The 15,315-nt window shown below is 61.9% G+C and carries 17 protein-coding genes; 9 read left to right on the plus strand and 8 right to left on the minus strand.

Annotated elements, in window-relative coordinates; all coding sequences use genetic code 11:
• The first annotated feature begins 5 nt into the window (after window positions 1-5).
• Both Q0602_RS15560 and Q0602_RS15565 read left to right on the plus strand, forming a co-directional pair.
• Window positions 6-434, plus strand: a complete 429-nt coding sequence (locus Q0602_RS15560) for a hypothetical protein (RefSeq protein ID WP_295036470.1) — start codon at window positions 6-8, stop codon at window positions 432-434.
• Window positions 435-438: 4 nt separating this feature from the next.
• On the plus strand, window positions 439-2,034 hold the full coding sequence (locus Q0602_RS15565; RefSeq protein ID WP_298845281.1) for a sensor domain-containing diguanylate cyclase: 1,596 nt from the start codon (window positions 439-441) through the stop codon (window positions 2,032-2,034).
• A 65-nt stretch (window positions 2,035-2,099) separates the two neighbouring features.
• Here the strand turns inward: Q0602_RS15565 and Q0602_RS15570 are convergent, their stop codons facing one another.
• Together Q0602_RS15570 and Q0602_RS15575 are read right to left on the minus strand one after the other, a co-directional pair.
• Entirely contained in the window at window positions 2,100-2,720 is a 621-nt protein-coding gene (locus Q0602_RS15570; protein WP_298845283.1) for a flavin reductase family protein, read from the minus strand.
• A gap of 125 nt (window positions 2,721-2,845) precedes the next feature.
• Window positions 2,846-3,094, minus strand: a complete 249-nt coding sequence (locus tag Q0602_RS15575; protein WP_110597918.1) for a GlsB/YeaQ/YmgE family stress response membrane protein — start codon at window positions 3,092-3,094, stop codon at window positions 2,846-2,848.
• A 213-nt stretch (window positions 3,095-3,307) separates the two neighbouring features.
• On the opposite strand from Q0602_RS15575, the gene Q0602_RS15580 reads away from it, so the two are divergent.
• Window positions 3,308-4,261: a TIGR03571 family LLM class oxidoreductase gene (locus Q0602_RS15580; RefSeq protein ID WP_298845286.1), complete on the plus strand. Its 954-nt coding sequence runs from the start codon at window positions 3,308-3,310 to the stop codon at window positions 4,259-4,261.
• A gap of 103 nt (window positions 4,262-4,364) precedes the next feature.
• Here Q0602_RS15580 and Q0602_RS15585 read toward each other — a convergent pair whose 3' ends face one another.
• Window positions 4,365-5,090, minus strand: a complete 726-nt coding sequence (locus tag Q0602_RS15585; RefSeq protein WP_295036465.1) for a dienelactone hydrolase family protein — start codon at window positions 5,088-5,090, stop codon at window positions 4,365-4,367.
• Window positions 5,091-5,191: 101 nt separating this feature from the next.
• Window positions 5,192-6,097, minus strand: coding sequence for an AraC family transcriptional regulator (locus tag Q0602_RS15590; protein ID WP_298845291.1), 906 nt, complete (start codon window positions 6,095-6,097; stop codon window positions 5,192-5,194).
• Between the two features lie 187 nt (window positions 6,098-6,284).
• On the opposite strand from Q0602_RS15590, the gene Q0602_RS15595 reads away from it, so the two are divergent.
• Entirely contained in the window at window positions 6,285-6,701 is a 417-nt protein-coding gene (locus Q0602_RS15595; RefSeq protein WP_298845294.1) for a VOC family protein, read from the plus strand.
• On the plus strand, window positions 6,698-7,675 hold the full coding sequence (locus Q0602_RS15600; protein WP_298845297.1) for a trans-acting enoyl reductase family protein: 978 nt from the start codon (window positions 6,698-6,700) through the stop codon (window positions 7,673-7,675). The genes Q0602_RS15595 and Q0602_RS15600 overlap by 4 nt, the downstream gene beginning before the upstream one ends.
• A 68-nt stretch (window positions 7,676-7,743) precedes the next feature.
• On the opposite strand, the gene Q0602_RS15605 is transcribed toward Q0602_RS15600, so the two are convergent.
• Complete coding sequence (locus Q0602_RS15605; protein ID WP_298845300.1) at window positions 7,744-8,346, minus strand: TetR/AcrR family transcriptional regulator; 603 nt, start codon at window positions 8,344-8,346, stop codon at window positions 7,744-7,746.
• Between the two features lie 170 nt (window positions 8,347-8,516).
• Between Q0602_RS15605 and Q0602_RS15610 the strand changes: the two genes are divergently transcribed.
• Both Q0602_RS15610 and Q0602_RS15615 read left to right on the plus strand, forming a co-directional pair.
• Window positions 8,517-9,257, plus strand: a complete 741-nt coding sequence (locus tag Q0602_RS15610) for an SDR family oxidoreductase (RefSeq protein ID WP_298845303.1) — start codon at window positions 8,517-8,519, stop codon at window positions 9,255-9,257.
• 49 nt (window positions 9,258-9,306) lie between these two features.
• A complete protein-coding gene (locus Q0602_RS15615) occupies window positions 9,307-9,708 on the plus strand; it encodes a VOC family protein (protein ID WP_298845306.1) in 402 nt (133 codons plus the stop codon).
• Between the two features lie 18 nt (window positions 9,709-9,726).
• Here Q0602_RS15615 and Q0602_RS15620 read toward each other — a convergent pair whose 3' ends face one another.
• Together Q0602_RS15620 and Q0602_RS15625 are read right to left on the minus strand one after the other, a co-directional pair.
• Entirely contained in the window at window positions 9,727-11,046 is a 1,320-nt protein-coding gene (locus Q0602_RS15620) for an aldehyde dehydrogenase family protein (RefSeq protein WP_298845309.1), read from the minus strand.
• A gap of 286 nt (window positions 11,047-11,332) precedes the next feature.
• Window positions 11,333-12,343: an NAD(P)-dependent alcohol dehydrogenase gene (locus tag Q0602_RS15625; RefSeq protein ID WP_298845312.1), complete on the minus strand. Its 1,011-nt coding sequence runs from the start codon at window positions 12,341-12,343 to the stop codon at window positions 11,333-11,335.
• Window positions 12,344-12,488: 145 nt separating this feature from the next.
• Between Q0602_RS15625 and Q0602_RS15630 the strand changes: the two genes are divergently transcribed.
• Window positions 12,489-13,388, plus strand: coding sequence for a LysR family transcriptional regulator (locus tag Q0602_RS15630; protein ID WP_298845315.1), 900 nt, complete (start codon window positions 12,489-12,491; stop codon window positions 13,386-13,388).
• A 7-nt stretch (window positions 13,389-13,395) separates the two neighbouring features.
• On the opposite strand, the gene Q0602_RS15635 is transcribed toward Q0602_RS15630, so the two are convergent.
• Window positions 13,396-14,325: an AraC family transcriptional regulator gene (locus Q0602_RS15635; protein ID WP_298845318.1), complete on the minus strand. Its 930-nt coding sequence runs from the start codon at window positions 14,323-14,325 to the stop codon at window positions 13,396-13,398.
• A gap of 225 nt (window positions 14,326-14,550) precedes the next feature.
• On the opposite strand from Q0602_RS15635, the gene Q0602_RS15640 reads away from it, so the two are divergent.
• Window positions 14,551-15,315 carry an SDR family NAD(P)-dependent oxidoreductase gene (locus Q0602_RS15640; RefSeq protein WP_298845324.1) on the plus strand — a complete coding sequence of 255 codons (765 nt, stop codon included), beginning with the start codon at window positions 14,551-14,553 and terminating at the stop codon, window positions 15,313-15,315.

Genomic DNA, 15,315 nt, shown 5'->3' on the forward strand with positions numbered 1-15,315 from the left:
TGTCCATGAACCGAGTCCAAAGGCTTCTCATCGCCTCAACCCTCTCCGCCACCCTGGTCGCCGCCGTTCCCGCCAGCGCCGACATCGCGGTGGTGGTCAACGCCGGCAGCGGTATCGATCGGCTGACACGGAGCGACGTGGTCAATATCTTCATGGGGCGCTATCGCAAGCTGCCCACCGGCAACGTCGCGCTGCCGGTGGATTCGTCCTCGCTCAAGGCGCGCTTCTACCGGGCACTGGTCGACAAGGATCTGGCGGAGATCAACTCCTACTGGGCCCGGCTGGTGTTCTCCGGTGAGGCATCGCCGCCGCAGCAGATCGTCTCCATCGGTGACGTGCACCAGTTGGTCATCCAGAACATGAACGCCTTGGGCTACGTCGATAGCAGCCAAGTACCCGCCGACATGCACGTCGTGCTGACGTTGAGCGAGTGATCGCATGTCTCGCCTGTTGCTGTTGCTGCATACCCGGCTGGCGCTGCGTACGACGGCGATCATCCTGCTGATCGTCACGCTGCTGGGCGTCCTGTTCCTCGCGCTGGCCGTCTACCTGCGGGCGGAGAGCGTTCAGCGGGAACAGCAATCGCGGGTGCAGGAACTGCTGACGACGGTGGAGCGGACCGCCCAGATTGGCTGCTTCCTGGGGGATCGGCAGCTGGCGCAGGAGGTCACCGACGGCCTGCTCAGCAACAATATCGTCAGCGCCGTGCGCATCGATTCCAGCGACGGTACGATCCTCGCCAGCGGTCGCGCCGACCCGGAAGGGGAGCCGGCGGCCAGTGTCGTCCGGGACGTCTCCTCGCCGTTCGAGCCGGGAACGTCGGTCTGCCGGATCACGGTGGCGCCCGACCAGGCCTATATCGACAAGCTCGTGGCGCAGGCCTCGAACTTCATCGGCGGCGCGTTGCTGCTGCAGCTGATAGGCATCGGCTTCTGTGTCGTGCTGGTAGTGGTGAAGTTCGTTACGCGGCCGATCACTGGCCTCTCGCATCGGCTGAGCGAGCTGGAGGCGGAGACCGGCCAGCAGTTGCAGGCGCCGCGTGGCAACAAGGACGACGAGATCGGTCAGCTCGTCATCAGCGTCAACGCCATGATCGACAACCTGGTCCAGAGCCTGGGCGAGGAGCGCCGGCTACGGCTCGAGCGCGAGGTCGAGGAGCGCCGCTATCGGGCGATCTTCGACAACGTGGAAGCGGGGATCTTCGAGCTAGACAGCGCCGGCTTCGTCCGCTCGGCCAACCCCGCCTTCCTGCGACTGTTCGACATGGCGAGCGGCACCGACCTGGAGCGCCATCCGGTCGCTTTCGCCTCGCTGGTGGGTGACGGCGAGGGTGAGATGCATGCTTTCGCCGTCGACGACGAGGCCGGCGGGTACGAGCGACAGTGGGAAGTGGCGCTGGACAGCGGCGAGCGGCAGCGCTGGATCAGCCTGATCCTGAGCCCGCTCGAGACGGGGCGGCTGCAGGGCGTGGCGCACGACGTTACCGAGCGCAGGAAAGCCGCGGATGCCGCCGAAAGGATGGCGATGACCGACGCCTTGACCGGCTTGGGTAACCGTCGCGGCTTCGACCATCGCCTGGCGGTGATGGCGCGTCACCATCGTCTGTATCCGGAGCGCTGCCATGCGCTGATCACGCTGGATTTCGACCATTTCAAGCAGATCAACGATACCTACGGCCATCCGGTCGGCGATCGCGCGCTGTGCCATGTCGGCGACATCCTGGCCGGGCTGATGCGTCAGCGTGACTACGTCGCCCGGCTGGGGGGCGACGAGTTCGTCGTGCTGCTGGAAGGGTGCAATCAGCGCAGCGATGTCGAGGTCGTGCTGGAGCGTTTTCTCCATCGCCTCCGGAAGCCGCTCGAGGTGGAGAGCGGTATCGAGATCGTGATCGGGGTCAGTATCGGTATCGCCATGGTGGGGCTGGATACCGATGATGCCGAGCAGGCGGTCCGGTTCTCCGACATCGCGATGTATGCGGCCAAGCGTGCCGGCCGCAATACCTGGCGATTCTACGAACCTGTCACGCAATCCTGAGTCACCTTTGGAACAGGATTCACCAGGTCGCCCGGATTCGCCACGTCACCCGTGGCTGTCATCCGTCAGCTCGGCCGGTACATCTTGAAGTTCTGTTCCTGGCTGATCTCGAAATAGTCCGCCGGGCCGCCGCCACGCAGGATCGGCCGGGCGGCGGCGGTTTGATAGACGCCGTCTTCGAGGAGTGTCGGGTCGATATGCACGCCGACCACCTCACCCAGCACCATCCAGGTTTCCAGCTTGTCGCCGGCGGCGGACTGTAGCTGCAGCGTCTGGGTCAGGCGGCACTCGAACACGACCTGGGCCTCCTTCACATGCGGGACGCTCACCACGCGCGAATCGGCCGGCGTCAGCCCGGCGAGTTCGAATTCATCCACCTCGGGCTCCACCGCCGCGCAGCTGGCGTTCATTGGTTCCGCCAACGCACGGGTGGCCAGCTGCCAGCAGAATTCGCCGGTCGCTTCGATATTGCGCACGCTGTCCTTGTAGCCGACGCTGGCGAAGCCGACGATCGGCGGCGTGTAGTTGAAGCCGTTGAAGAAGCTGTACGGGGCGAGATTCAGATGGCCCGCGGCGCTGCGGGAGGAGATCCAGCCGATGGGGCGGGGGCCGACGATGGCGTTGAACGGATCGTGCGGCAGGCCATGGCCACGGCTGGGTTCGTAGAAGTGAGCATCGGTAGGCATGGGAGGTCTTTTACTGAGCGTAGGCTGTCATTGAGGGAGAAGCTGTGGAGGGCGAATCTGGACAATCGACGGTCGGTGGCGACGAGCGCCACCGACCGGACCTCGGTTTCACAGGCGCAGGTCGGTCACTTGCGCACGATACGATAGATACCGAGCAGCACGATCGCGCCGATCACGGCGATCACGAAACTGCCGAAGTTGAAACCGGAAACGTCACCGAAACCGAGAGCGGTACCGATCCAGCCGCCGACGACCGCGCCCAGAATCCCGAGGATGATCGTGACGATGAAGCCACCCGGATCCTTGCCCGGCATGATCAGTTTGGCAATGGCTCCGGCGATCAGGCCGAAAATGATCCACGCAATAATTCCCATGGCGTCTATCCCTGTTGATTCATGGTAAGTCTTTCATGCCAGCGGCATGCCATCCTGACATGCCTCCTCGGAACCTAGTCGTAGATCGGGGAAACGACAAGCGAGGATCGCCGCTATCATCATGTCCTGCGCCCGATTTCCGGGCATCATGGGGCAGGGGGCGCACCGGTGAGATGCTCCTCGAGGTATCAATCGATGGGAAAGGAGGGGGTCATGTCGGCAGGCGGAGTCGGACAGGCGATCGCTCGGCGTGTGTGGGCGCCGGATCGGTTGTCGATCGGATTGACGCTGCCGCTGATGCCGAGCGGCCAGGCGACGGTCGACGTCGTCGAACAGCGGCGCCTGGCCAGGCTCGCCGATGACGCCGGATTTCGCGCGCTGTGGATTCGAGACGTGCCGCTCAACAGTCGCGACTATCCCGATCCGGTTGGTCACCTGGATCCGTGGAGCTGGCTGGGTGCGCTGGCGGTGGAAACGAGCCGGGCCGCACTGATCAGTGGCGCCATCGTGCTCACGCTGCGGCATCCCCTGCATATCGCCAAGGCGGCCGCATCGGTTGCCACGCTCTCGGAAGGTCGCTTCATCCTGGGACTGGGGTCCGGCGACCGGCCGCCAGAGTTTGCCGCCTTCGGCGAGAACGTCGCCGAGCGGCGCCGGCTGTTCGCGGATCACTGGCAAGTCGTGGCGAAAGCGCTGGGCTCGCCGCAGCGAGTCGTCCCCGACCGCCACGAGGCGGGTTCTCCGGAATTCCAGCTGCGGCCGCAGCCACCGGCGCCCGTGCCGTTACTGGCGGTCGGCTCGGGCGGTCAGAGCGTCAACTGGATCGCCCGTCATGCGATCGGCTGGATGACCTACCATCGCGAGCCGGCCCAGCAGCTCGATCGCTACCGGATGTGGCGTGCCGCCGTCGAACAGAGCGTGCCCGGCGAATTCCGCGGGTTCGGCGAGGCGATGCGTCTCGATCTCGACCCCGATCTGGGCGCGCCGGCGACACCCATCGACCTGGGCTATCGTGCCGGCCGCGATGCCCTCGTCGAGGTGTTCGATGCACTCAGAGAGATGGGCGTACACCACGTGGCCCTGAATCTACGTCTCGAGGAGCGGCCAGCCGAAGCCATCATCGAGGAACTGGCCGCTCACGTGCTGCCGCATTTTCATCGGCCCTGACTCATCTGCCCTGGTTCATCGGCCCTGGTTCATCGGCCCTGGCTCATCAGCCCCGACCGTTCGAGAGTCGCGCCGAACCGCTATCCCCTCCACAGGCGAGGCACTACTCGGTGTGGCTGGCCAGGAAAGTCAGCGTGCGGCCATGGGCCAGTGCGGATGCATGCTGGTTGTAGCTCGCCCGCGCCCAGCAGTTGAATCCGTGTTCCGCACCGCCGTACAGATGCACTTCGATATCCCTGTTGCCGGCAAAGGCCTGGCGGGTCTGTTCGACGTGTTCCAGCGGGATATGGTCATCCTCGGCGCCGAAGTGGAACTGGGCCGGCACCTTGAGCTCGTCGGCGCGCGGCAGGTATTCGGTCACCCCGCCAGCGTAGTAGCAGATCGACGCATCGACGCCGGCATCCAGGCCGCAGAGGTAGGAGAGCACGCCGCCCATGCAGTAGCCGATCGAAGCGACCGGGCCGTCGCAGGCGGGGCTTGCGCGCAGCGCCTTGACCGCGGCGCGCAGATCGCTGATCGCCGTCGGGTAGTCCAGCGCCTGCTTGTGGGCCACCGCCGCTTTCCAGTCGTCGCCGTCGTAGCCGAGTTCCACGCCCGGCTCGTCGCGCCAGAACACGTCCGGTGCGATCACGCTATAGCCATCCATCGCATACTGCTCGGCGACGCCGCGGATGTGGCCGTTGACGCCGAAGATCTCCTGGATCAACAGGATGCCGGGGCCTTTACCCTTGTGCGGGAGGGCCTGGTACGCCTTGAAGGTCTTGCCGTCCTCGGCGGTGATCTCGATCCATTCGGTCTTGATGTTCGTCTGGGAATCGCTCTGAGACATGGGGTTCTCCTGATGGGCGGTTGGCTGAACTTGAGATAAACGGTGAAGCCCGAGCCAGGAAGTTTAGCAGGCAATGAAAAAGACGAGGGTATGGTGTGTCCTTACCTTTCCAGCGCGACACCGTTTCCTTTCGTCTTTCCCAGAATTCTCACGGTATCCCGGGCCGGCGGCAGCCCGAATACCCGGGCGTAATCACGGCTGAACTGGGTGGCGCTTTCATAGCCGACTTCTAAGGCCGCGCTGGTGACGCTTTTGGCACCGGCCACCATGAGCATGCGTGCCTTGAGCAAGCGAACCCGCTTTTGATACTGCAATGGGCTCAGCGTCGTCACCGCTTTGAAGTGCCGGTGGAAAGCGGACACGCTCATCGACGCTTTCCGAGCCAGTGTCTCCACTCGGATCGGTTCGGCGAAGTCCCGACGGATCCATTGAATGGCCTGACTGACGCGTGCCATGGCGGTATTCGGTGCCGCGATGTCGCGCAGCATCCAGCCGTGAGGCCCTTGCAGAACGCGGTAGAGAATTTCCCGCTCGTACACCGGCGCGAGGGCTGTTATCTCTTCGGATCTGTCCATCAATCGCAGCATGCGTAGCCATGCATCCATCAATTCTGGCGTGGTAGCCGCCACCGAAAAGCCTGCGTCGCTTTCGTTGCGTTCGGTGGGCGGGGGCAGGTCGGTCAGCAACGTCGCGAGTACTGCGGGATCGAGCGTCAGGCTCAATGCAAGATAGGGCTCACCCATAGCCGTAGGATGGACCGTGCCCACTGCCGGCAGTTCGATGGACATGACGAAGTACGTGGCCGGGTCGTAGCGCAGCGTGCGGTTGCCGACGGTCATCGTCTTGCTGCCCTGCAGGATCAGATTGATCATCGGCTCGTAGACGGCGGCCAGCGTATGCTCCGGGATCTCGCCCTGAATCATGGCCACGCGTGGGATGCCCGTCTCGGTACGGCGATTCTCGGCGTTGGCAGCCAGGGCGCGAAGCTCGAGCAGTTGGTCGTTCATGGCGAGCAGTTTTTCGTTTTATGGCGAACGGTTGGTCGCTTCTGAAGCGATATGCTGATCCTGGGCCCACGTCCGCGCAAGCAAAAAGCAGAAACGGGCAGGTTTCGGGCAGGAACGGCTGAGCCCGCGATGAGGGTAATGGTTACGGTAGCCGCTGGCGACATCGTCTGAATCGCGAGGCTACTCCATGCTTGATCATCTCTTTCTATCCGTCAGCGACATCGAACGCTCGATTCGCTTCTACGAGGCCGTGCTCGCCCCGCTGGGGATCACGGCGCGGCTCGATTACGACGGCAAAGACGGCCCGCCGGGCCATCCGGATCTCAAGGGTTTCGGCGCCAACGGCCGGATGTTCTTCTGGCTACGCGAGGGCGCGGTCGAAGGAAAAGCCGTTCACGTCGGTTTCGTGGCGAACAGCAAGGCGGAGGTCGAGGCAGCCTACGCCGCGGCCATCGAGAACGGTGCTGTCAAGAACGATGCCATCGACAACGGTGCGCCCGGGGCCCGGCTGCATTACGACCCCGACTACTACGCCGCCAATGTTCTGGATCCCGATGGCTACAGTCTCGAATTCGTCTACAAGAACTGGCAGCACGCCCAATGAAAAAACTCCTGATCTATGGCGCGACCGGCTACACCGGCCGCATGGCGGCAGCGCGTGCCAAAGCGTTGGGACTCGATTTCGAGATCGCCGGACGCAACCAGCAAAGGCTAACCGCCCTCGCTGAGCAGTTGGGGGTTCCGTCGCGGGTATTTGAAGCCGTCGATGGGGCAGCGAAAGCTCTGGCCGGTATCGATGTGCTGCTGAACGTCGCAGGCCCTTTCGCGCAAACGGCGGAGCCATTGATGCGGGCGTGCCTCGAGGCCGGTGTCGATTACCTGGATATCACCGCCGAGATCAACGTCTATCGGCTGGCGGAACGGCTGGGCGCCGAAGCGGTCGAGGCCTGCGTCATGCTGCTGCCCGGCGTCGGCTGGGACGTGGTGCCGACCGATTGCCTGGCGGTGCACGTTGCGCAGCGCGTGCAAGAGCCGCGGTCGCTGAGGGTCGCGCTTCAGGTTCCCGGCTCCATGTCGCGGGGCTCCGCCATGAGCGTCAGCGAGATCGTCGGCGCGGGCCTGATGGCGAGGGTCGACGGCCATCTGGTTTCGGCCCCCGATGCGCAGCCGCAAGCGTTCGATTTCGGCGAGGGGCCGGTCGAGTGCGCGCCACTGTCGTTCGGCGATCTGGTCACCGGCTGGCAATCCACCGGCATTCCCAATATCGCCATGTTCGTGCATGTCAGTGGCGAGGCTTTCCCTGAGGGCGATCTGTCACAACTGCCCGATGGCCCGACCGCGGCACAACGCGATGCACATCGCGCCCGCGCCTTAGCTGAGGTGACGGGAGCCGACGGCACGGTGGCCCGATCGGTGATCGAAACCGTCAATGGCTATACCTACACACCGCTGGCGGCCGTTGAGGCCGCACGCCGGGTGCTCGAAGGGGAACGTCGGACGGGTTTCGAAACACCAGCACGGCTATTCGGTGGCGGATTCGCCGAGACCATCGAAGGGACGACCATCACGGATCGATAGAGACCGATCCACAGAACTGCAGGGAGAGAAACGACTCACCCCACGACCACCCACAACGGCTTCACGGCTCAAGAAGCTGTCGTGGGCTCGTCGGCTTCCAGTTCATGCGCGATAAGTAGGCCGGCGGTCCGGGCGACTTGCGTCAGGCGCTCGTAGGGCATGCCGTGACAGGCCGAGGCCGACAACCCGCGCAAGGTGACCGACACATAGTCGGCAAGAGACTCCGCATCCTGCGGATGGACCTGATCGAGGTAGGCACGAATCGCCTGGAGGCCGCCGCTGGCAAGACTCTCGGCCATCCGACGGGCCGCCGGGTCATCTGCCCGCATCCCCTCCGTGATCATGCAGCCTCGCAGCACGCTATCTCGACCGTATTGTTCGGCGGCGGCGAGCAGCAGCGCGGGAAGCGCTTCGGCAGGGGGGCGGTCTGGCGCCAGAAGTTCGTCCAGCGGCAGGGCGTTTTCCTGCGCATAGCGCAGCATGGCCCGCTCGAACAGCGCCGCCTTGCTGCCATAGGCGGCATAGAAACTGGGCGGCTTGATGTCCATGGCTTGGGTCAGGTCCGCAAGGCTGACCGCGTCATAGCCGCGCTCATGAAAAAGCGCCTGGGCGATGGCGACGCCCGCTTCGCGATCAAAGGCCGGGCGACGTTGCCGGGTCTTGGCGTTCATGGGACCTCGCAGGATGAAAGTTGCATTGTAGCGACTGCTATATCAAAGCTCCAATGCATGAGCAAGGACTTCTATATATCGACCGCTAAATAAAGTGCGTGACACATCTTGTCATGTAGCGTTCACTACATGTGGCGTTTCCGTCTCCTTCCTCGTACAGGAAAATTCCCATGTCATTCCAAGATAAAGTCGTGTTGGTCACCGGTGGCTCATCCGGTCTGGGGCTCGCGATTGCGCAGGAGTTCGCCGAGCAGGGCGCTCGCGTGGTCATCACAGGGCGCCGGCAGGAGGCGCTGGACGAGGCCTTGTCCAGCTTGGGCGACAACGCGGTCGCCATTGCCGCCGATGTGGCGAACACCTCCGATCTCGCCTCGCTCTTTAGCCGTATCGAGTCGCTGCATGGCCGTCTCGACGTCCTGATCGCCAATGCCGGGACGGGAGAAATTACGCCACTGGGTACGATCACCGAAGCGACCTTCGATCGCATTTTCAACCCCAACGTGAAAGGGGTGACGTTTACCGTCCAGGGCGCGCTGCCCCTGATGCCCAGGGGCTCCAGCATCGTCATCATCGGCTCGACCGCCTCGATGAACCCCGGCCCGGGCTTGAGTGTCTACGGCGCCACCAAGGCCGCTCTGCGTGCCATGGTCAGAAGCTGGATTCTGGATATCAAGGGTTCCGGCGTGCGGATCAATCTCCTCAGTCCCGGCCCTGTCGATACGCAATCTCTGCGCAGCATGCTGGCCGATGACGCGGAGCAGATCATTCAAGCGTTCAGTGAAAAGAGCACGCTGGGACGGATCGGCGAGGCACACGAAATCGGCAAGGCGGCGGCGTTCCTGGCGAGCGATGCCTCGAGCTATATCAACGGTGTCGAACTGTTCGCCGATGGTGGCGCGTCCCAGGTCTGATCAGCCAGCGAGCCGGTAACCCATACCACTGGAGCCTCTGCGCAAAACCATGAGCATTCTCGACCACATCGAATTCGCCGTGGGCGACGCCGAGGTATCGCGTCGCTTCTACGAACTGGCCCTCGCGCCGCTGGGTATCGTCCGGGTCATCACCGTCGGACCCGAGCGCACCCGAACCGGGGGCACGCGTCACGGTTTCGGCAAGGACGGCTACCCGCGCCTCTGGATCCATGACAACGAGGTACCAGGCGCCGGCACGCACTTGGCGTTTGCGACGCAGGATCGAGCCATCGTCGATGCGTTCCATCAGGCCGCACTGAAGGCCGGTGGTATCGACAATGGCTCGCCCGGTGTCCGAGCGCACTACCACGAGCACTACTACGCGGCGTATGTGCTGGATCCGGACGGTATCAATGTGGAAGTGGTGTGCCAGCATCATCGCCCGGATTAAGCCTGCTGGCCCGTACGATCAGATGACTTCGAACACTGCACGTTCGTGAGAAAGCTCGCGGAATCCATGGATGCTGTGGTAACGACCTGTTCCGCTGGTATTGATTCCACCAAACGGCAGATGGCTCTCGGGCCAGTTTCTGGCCCAGCCGTTGACTGATACGCCTCCGGACGAAGTGTTGCGGAGTACGTCTTCGATGAAGTCGCGTCGCTCCGAAAAAATATTCATACCCAGTGGCTTGCCGCTTTTACGAATGAATGTGTAGACCTCTGAGATGTCGCGATAAGTGACGATTGGAAGAACGGGACCAAATATCTCCTCCTGCATGACAAGTGCATCAAGTGGCGTATCAAGCAGTATGGTCGGCTCTATCGTCAGGTTCTCTTCATCGCAGTTTCCGCCAAAATCCACCTTCGCACCACGTGCAACGGCGTCATCAATATATCCCTTTACACGTGAGAAGTTGCGAGAGTTGACCATGCGGGAATTGCGGTCCGCCATGAACGTCTCGCCATCATAAAAGCTGTCTCGCCATTGGTTTTCGAGCGCCTCGACGAACTGATCGCGTAGTGATTCTGGCAATGCGACGTAATCGACGCACAGACAGGTTTGCCCATTATTCGTCATGCGCCCCATGCCGATCTCGGAAACGGCGGTGTCGAAGTTGGCGCTGTCGTCCAGAATGGCAGGGCATTTGCCACCGAGCTCCAATGTCACCGAGGCCAAATGTTTGGCCGCTGCAGCCATCACAATCTTGCCAACCGCTGGGCTCCCGGTAAGGAAAATGTGATCGAAGGGTCGTTCCAGCAGCGCGTTGGCAATATCGACACCGCCTTCGAACACTGCGACCTCGCGCTCGTCGAAAGCCTCGCGAATGATTTTGGCTGCCACGGCGCTCGATGCGGGTGTAAGTTCGTTTGGCTTGGCGATGACGCAGTTGCCCGCGGCGATCATCGGCACCATGGGGGTAAGGAGCAGGCTTATCGGGAAATTCCATGAACCGAAGACGAGAACGACGCCCCGCGGTTCATAGATCATGTACGCTTGACCTCCGGGCGCAGAGGTCTGGACCGGTACGGGCTTCATCCACTCGTCAAGATGCTCGATGGCTTCATCGATATCTTCCAGGGTGACGGCCAGCTCGAACGTCATCGGCTCTTCGGCGGGGCGCCCCAAGTCAGAGGCAAGCGCCTCACGGATTTCATCCTCGTATTTGACCAAGACTTCCCTGAAACGTCGGAGACGATCCTTTCGTTGTTCCGCCGTCGAAGCCCTTAGATGCCATTGATGGGCTTGCTGTAATGCGAAAACACGGTCGATTTCGGATTCCATATTCATGACGAATTCCTTCGTTGTTGGGGGCGCAGGGGGGGGGGGGCTTTCTTGCATAGGGACGGCCCCCTTCGAAGCTGGGGATTAGCCGATCCGCTTTGCGTTTAGGTGAGCGCGGAGCACCGAGCAGGAGCAACGCCGCTCTCATTCAATCTAAAGAGGTCAGCGCTGCGCGTGGCACTCCGATCCTTCCTGATCTTTGCCTGATTCTCTTGGCCTTCCACTAAGTCGCTGAACTGTTGGGAAGACAAAGCCAAGAATCGCCGTGTGATCGATCGCTCCCGTTGCTGAATCAGGCGATCTTGATGACGACCTTGCCAAACAGGTCCGGGGCGCCCTGGGCCTGGTAGGCATGCTTCGCATCGGCGAACGGGACCACCCTGTCGATCACGGGCTTGATCTGATGCTTGTCTATGAAGCTGACCATCTCCTCCAGGCCGTCGCGAGAGCCGACCGGGATGCCGCGAACGCTGACGCCCTTGGCGAGGAACGAGCCGGGCTCGATCACGTCGCCGAAGTCGAACAGGCCAATCAAGCCAATGTCGCCGCCAAAGGCCAGCGCCTGAACGGACTGATTCATCGATCCGAAGCCGGCGGTATTCACCACCTTGTCCACGCCGCCGGTGGCGTCGTAGATGGACTGTCCCCAGTTTTCGTCGTGGCGATAGTTGAAGACAGCCTCGGCACCGAGCTCGAGCAGGCGCGAACGCTTGTCGTCCTGGCTGGTGGTGAGATAGGTTTTCGCCCCCAGCGCTTGCGCGAATGCCATCGCGAACAGCGATACGCTACCGGTGCCCAACGACAGCACCTTCTGGCCCGATGTCACTGGATAGGCGTTCTGCAACGCCGTCCATGCCGTCAGCGCAGCGCAAGGCAGGGTCGACGCTTCCACATCATTGAGCGTGCCCGGCGCGCGACTCAGGCGATCAGCCGACAACACGACGTACTCGGCCAGCACGCCATCCTCGTCCAGCGACCCCAAGCCCAGGCCGATATCCGCATGGGGCGGCCAATGGATGAAGTCGCGCAGGTAGACCGTGATGACCTTGTCACCTGGGGACCACTGCTCCACGCCTTCTCCCACCGCATCGATATCCCCGGCGCCATCGGCGACCGGAATCAAGTCGCGGTCCACGCGCCAGTTGCCACCGGCATTGCCCAGGATCAGTTGTTCCCGGTAGTTCAACGACACCGCCCGAATTCGCACACGGACTTCACCAGGGCCCGGCTCCGGCTTCACGACATCCTCAATGACCAGCCCATCTAGGGTGGTCTTCCCACTCTTCAGAACCCAACGTTTCATGATTTTCGCGCCTGATCGGATCATTCGAGATGTGGCCCCGGCAGCGGCTTCTTCTGTGCTGCCAAGTACTCAGATAACGATAGAAATGTCGCCATTCATTGATAAGGTGGTTTTTACTTGATGAGTTTATGAGTGAGATTCAGCAATGAAGCGTTCGGATTTTGCGGACCTGATGGCGTTTGCGATGATCGCCGAGGAGCGGAGCTTTACCCGGGCGGGCAATAGACTGGGCATTTCAAGCTCCGCGCTCAGTCATGCCATGCGCCAGTTGGAAGAGCGGCTCGACGTCAAGCTGCTCAGCAGGACCACCCGCAGCGTCGCCCCCACGGCCGCCGGCGAACGTCTCCTCGCGCGTCTGCAGCCGGCGCTCCAGGAAATCGGGGACGGACTCGAAGAACTTGCAGACGAGCACGCCGGACCCAGTGGACTCGTGCGCATCAATACCCACCACAGCGCGGCGGCGCTCTATGTGGTTCCGAAGCTGCCAGCGCTACGTCTCACCCACCCCGGTATCACCCTGGAAGTCACGACCAACGAGGGGGTGGTCGATATCGTGTCGGCTGGCTACGACGCAGGCATCCGCAATGGAGAGCAGTTGGCCCAGGACATGGTGGCCGTGCGTATCGGTCCCGACTACCGGACGGCCGTCGTCGCCACGCCTGGGTATCTGGAGGTAGCACCTGCCATCGCACGTCCCCAGGATCTGGTGCAACAAGCCTGTATCGCCTATCGAATGAGCACGTCCGGCACCTTGTTGCGATGGCAGTTCCAGCGCGGATCGCGCACGTTCGACGTCGCGATAAAGCCGACCTTCATCACCAACGACATGGACCTTCTGATAGAGGCAACGCTGCAAGGCATTGGTGTGGGCTATTTGCTGCGTGAGCAGGTTGCAGCGCATCTTGCCAGCGGAAGGTTGGTGGAACTCCTGCCACGATGGTCCGTGCGCCATACCGGCAGCTTTCTGTACTACCCGGGGCGTCGCCAGATGCGTCCGGCGGTGCGCGCCGTGGTCGACATGCTGCGCTATGAGGGGCGAGCCTAGTTGGCAGTCAGATGGACCTCAATGGCGCGACGTCGCGAATCGGTGGGGCGCCGAACATCCGTCGGTATTCCCGGTTGAATTGACTAATGCTTTCGTAGCCAACCCGGATACCTGCCGTTGCAGCATCGATATTTTCCGCGATCAGCAGCCTTCTCGCCTCATAAAGGCGTAGATGTTTCTGGTACTGAAGCGGGCTCATCGAAGTCACTTTACGAAAATGATGGTGAAGCGTAGATACGCCCATCTCGGCCAGTTCCGCCAGGGCTTCGATTTTCAGCGGCTGCGTATAGTGATCACGCAACCAGGTAACGGCCTTGGCGACACGCTGGCTTTGCGTTCCCACCATGACGGTGTCGCGAAAACGCCCGCCGGCAGAGCTAGTCAGTACCCGATAAAGAATCTCTCGCTGGACGAGACTGCCCAGGTGGAGCATGTCGTGTGGCTGGTCGAGCAGCCGAACCAGCCTGCTCGTCGCGTCCATCAAGTCGACGGTTGCGGGACCGGTCGCCATGGCTTTGTGCTGTATCTCTGCTTTCGGGCCAAGCGTCTCGACATCCGCAATCAACTGGCGAGCCATCTGTAAATCAATCTTCATCAGTAAAGAGAGATAGGGCCGCTCGGGCGATGCATCTGTGACTTCGGTAATCGTGGGCAGATTCACCGCCGTCAGCAGAAACCGTGAGGCATCGTAGATATACGTCGTGTTCCCCAGCACGACGCGTTTCCTCCCGCGAATGATGATGGCGAGGCTGGGCTCGTACAGATAGGGCGTCGGTGGCTGTGGCGTCGTTACCTTGAAAAAATTCAGGCCTGGCAGATGGGTTTCACGCTCCATCTGATTGCCGACGAAGGTGGAGATCTGTCTCGCCATCTGATCGCGAATGGCTGCCGTTTCCTCTCGCCGTGCCTGGTCGTCTGCACCGAGTTCAATGATCACTGTCCGCTCCTGCCTGTTTGAGCATGCTCCATTCTAGAGCGATGAACGGCTAGATTTCCGCTTTTCCCTGGGATCAAGAGAATTAGGCAATCAATGGGAAGAATTGGCGTCACGGGTTCCCCCACGAGGGCCCTACCTTTGGATCGTCACTTGAATCAAATATCCGGACACAGACACCGGTATCAGGTGTTCCGGATCCATTGTCGACTCAAATGGAGAAACTCCATGAACAACGCCGAGAAGCTCAACGGAACCGTAGCCCTCATCACCGGCGCATCCAGCGGCATCGGGCAGGCCACGGCCATTCGACTGGCTAACCTGGGAGCCAGCGTTGCGCTGGTGGCCAGACGCCAGGATAGGCTCGAATCACTTGCCAACAGGATCGCCGCCGCTGGCGGCACCACGCTGGTGATCGCTGCCGACATCACAGACAACCACGAAGCCGAGCGTGTGGTGGATCGGGTACTCGAACGCTTCGGTCGTCTGGACACCTTGGTCAACGCCGCTGGGCTGATGCTCAATGGCCCCTCCGTGGAATCGCCGCTTGAAGAGTGGGATCGCATGGTGGACGTCAACCTGCGGGGGTTGATGTACCTCACCAAACAGGCCCTGCCGCATCTTCTCCAGGCGGTGACATCAAGCCCTCGCGCTGTGGCGGATGTCGTCAATATCTCCTCGGTTGCCGGGCGCATCGCTGCTCCCCAGGTCGCCATCTACAACGCCACCAAGTTTGCCGTCACGGCAGCCACCGAAGCCTGGCGTCAGGAGTTCACCAAGCAATCGCTACGCTTTTCGGTGATCGAACCCGGCGCGACCGCGACCGAACTCTTCGAGCAGAAAGACGGACAGTGGGAAGGTTTCACCAGCATGTTCGGCGAGGTGGAGCGCCTGCATGCGGAAGATATCGCCGAGGCCGCTGCCTTCATCGTGACCAATCCCCGGCGAGTGGCGATCAACGAGATCGTCGTCAGGCCCACGGATCAACCTTGA

The sequence above is a fragment of the uncultured Salinicola sp. genome (genome assembly GCF_937921195.1).
In the GTDB taxonomy this organism is placed as follows: domain Bacteria; phylum Pseudomonadota; class Gammaproteobacteria; order Pseudomonadales; family Halomonadaceae; genus Salinicola.

Bases quoted from the DNA above. Each gene is read 5' to 3' on its own strand.
- Q0602_RS15610 (WP_298845303.1), top strand. From the start codon at position 8,517: ATGTCATTCCAAGATAAAGTCGTGTTGGTCACCGGTGGCTCATCCGGT.
- Q0602_RS15615 (WP_298845306.1), top strand. From the start codon at position 9,307: ATGAGCATTCTCGACCACATCGAATTCGCCGTGGGCGACGCCGAGGTA.
- Q0602_RS15605 (WP_298845300.1), bottom strand. From the start codon at position 8,346: ATGAACGCCAAGACCCGGCAACGTCGCCCGGCCTTTGATCGCGAAGCG.
- Q0602_RS15585 (WP_295036465.1), bottom strand. From the start codon at position 5,090: ATGTCTCAGAGCGATTCCCAGACGAACATCAAGACCGAATGGATCGAG.
- Q0602_RS15630 (WP_298845315.1), top strand. From the start codon at position 12,489: ATGAAGCGTTCGGATTTTGCGGACCTGATGGCGTTTGCGATGATCGCC.
- Q0602_RS15560 (WP_295036470.1), top strand. From the start codon at position 6: ATGAACCGAGTCCAAAGGCTTCTCATCGCCTCAACCCTCTCCGCCACC.
- Q0602_RS15620 (WP_298845309.1), bottom strand. From the start codon at position 11,046: ATGAATATGGAATCCGAAATCGACCGTGTTTTCGCATTACAGCAAGCC.
- Q0602_RS15625 (WP_298845312.1), bottom strand. From the start codon at position 12,343: ATGAAACGTTGGGTTCTGAAGAGTGGGAAGACCACCCTAGATGGGCTG.
- Q0602_RS15580 (WP_298845286.1), top strand. From the start codon at position 3,308: ATGTCGGCAGGCGGAGTCGGACAGGCGATCGCTCGGCGTGTGTGGGCG.
- Q0602_RS15570 (WP_298845283.1), bottom strand. From the start codon at position 2,720: ATGCCTACCGATGCTCACTTCTACGAACCCAGCCGTGGCCATGGCCTG.
- Q0602_RS15575 (WP_110597918.1), bottom strand. From the start codon at position 3,094: ATGGGAATTATTGCGTGGATCATTTTCGGCCTGATCGCCGGAGCCATT.
- Q0602_RS15590 (WP_298845291.1), bottom strand. From the start codon at position 6,097: ATGAACGACCAACTGCTCGAGCTTCGCGCCCTGGCTGCCAACGCCGAG.
- Q0602_RS15600 (WP_298845297.1), top strand. From the start codon at position 6,698: ATGAAAAAACTCCTGATCTATGGCGCGACCGGCTACACCGGCCGCATG.
- Q0602_RS15595 (WP_298845294.1), top strand. From the start codon at position 6,285: ATGCTTGATCATCTCTTTCTATCCGTCAGCGACATCGAACGCTCGATT.
- Q0602_RS15565 (WP_298845281.1), top strand. From the start codon at position 439: ATGTCTCGCCTGTTGCTGTTGCTGCATACCCGGCTGGCGCTGCGTACG.
- Q0602_RS15640 (WP_298845324.1), top strand. From the start codon at position 14,551: ATGAACAACGCCGAGAAGCTCAACGGAACCGTAGCCCTCATCACCGGC.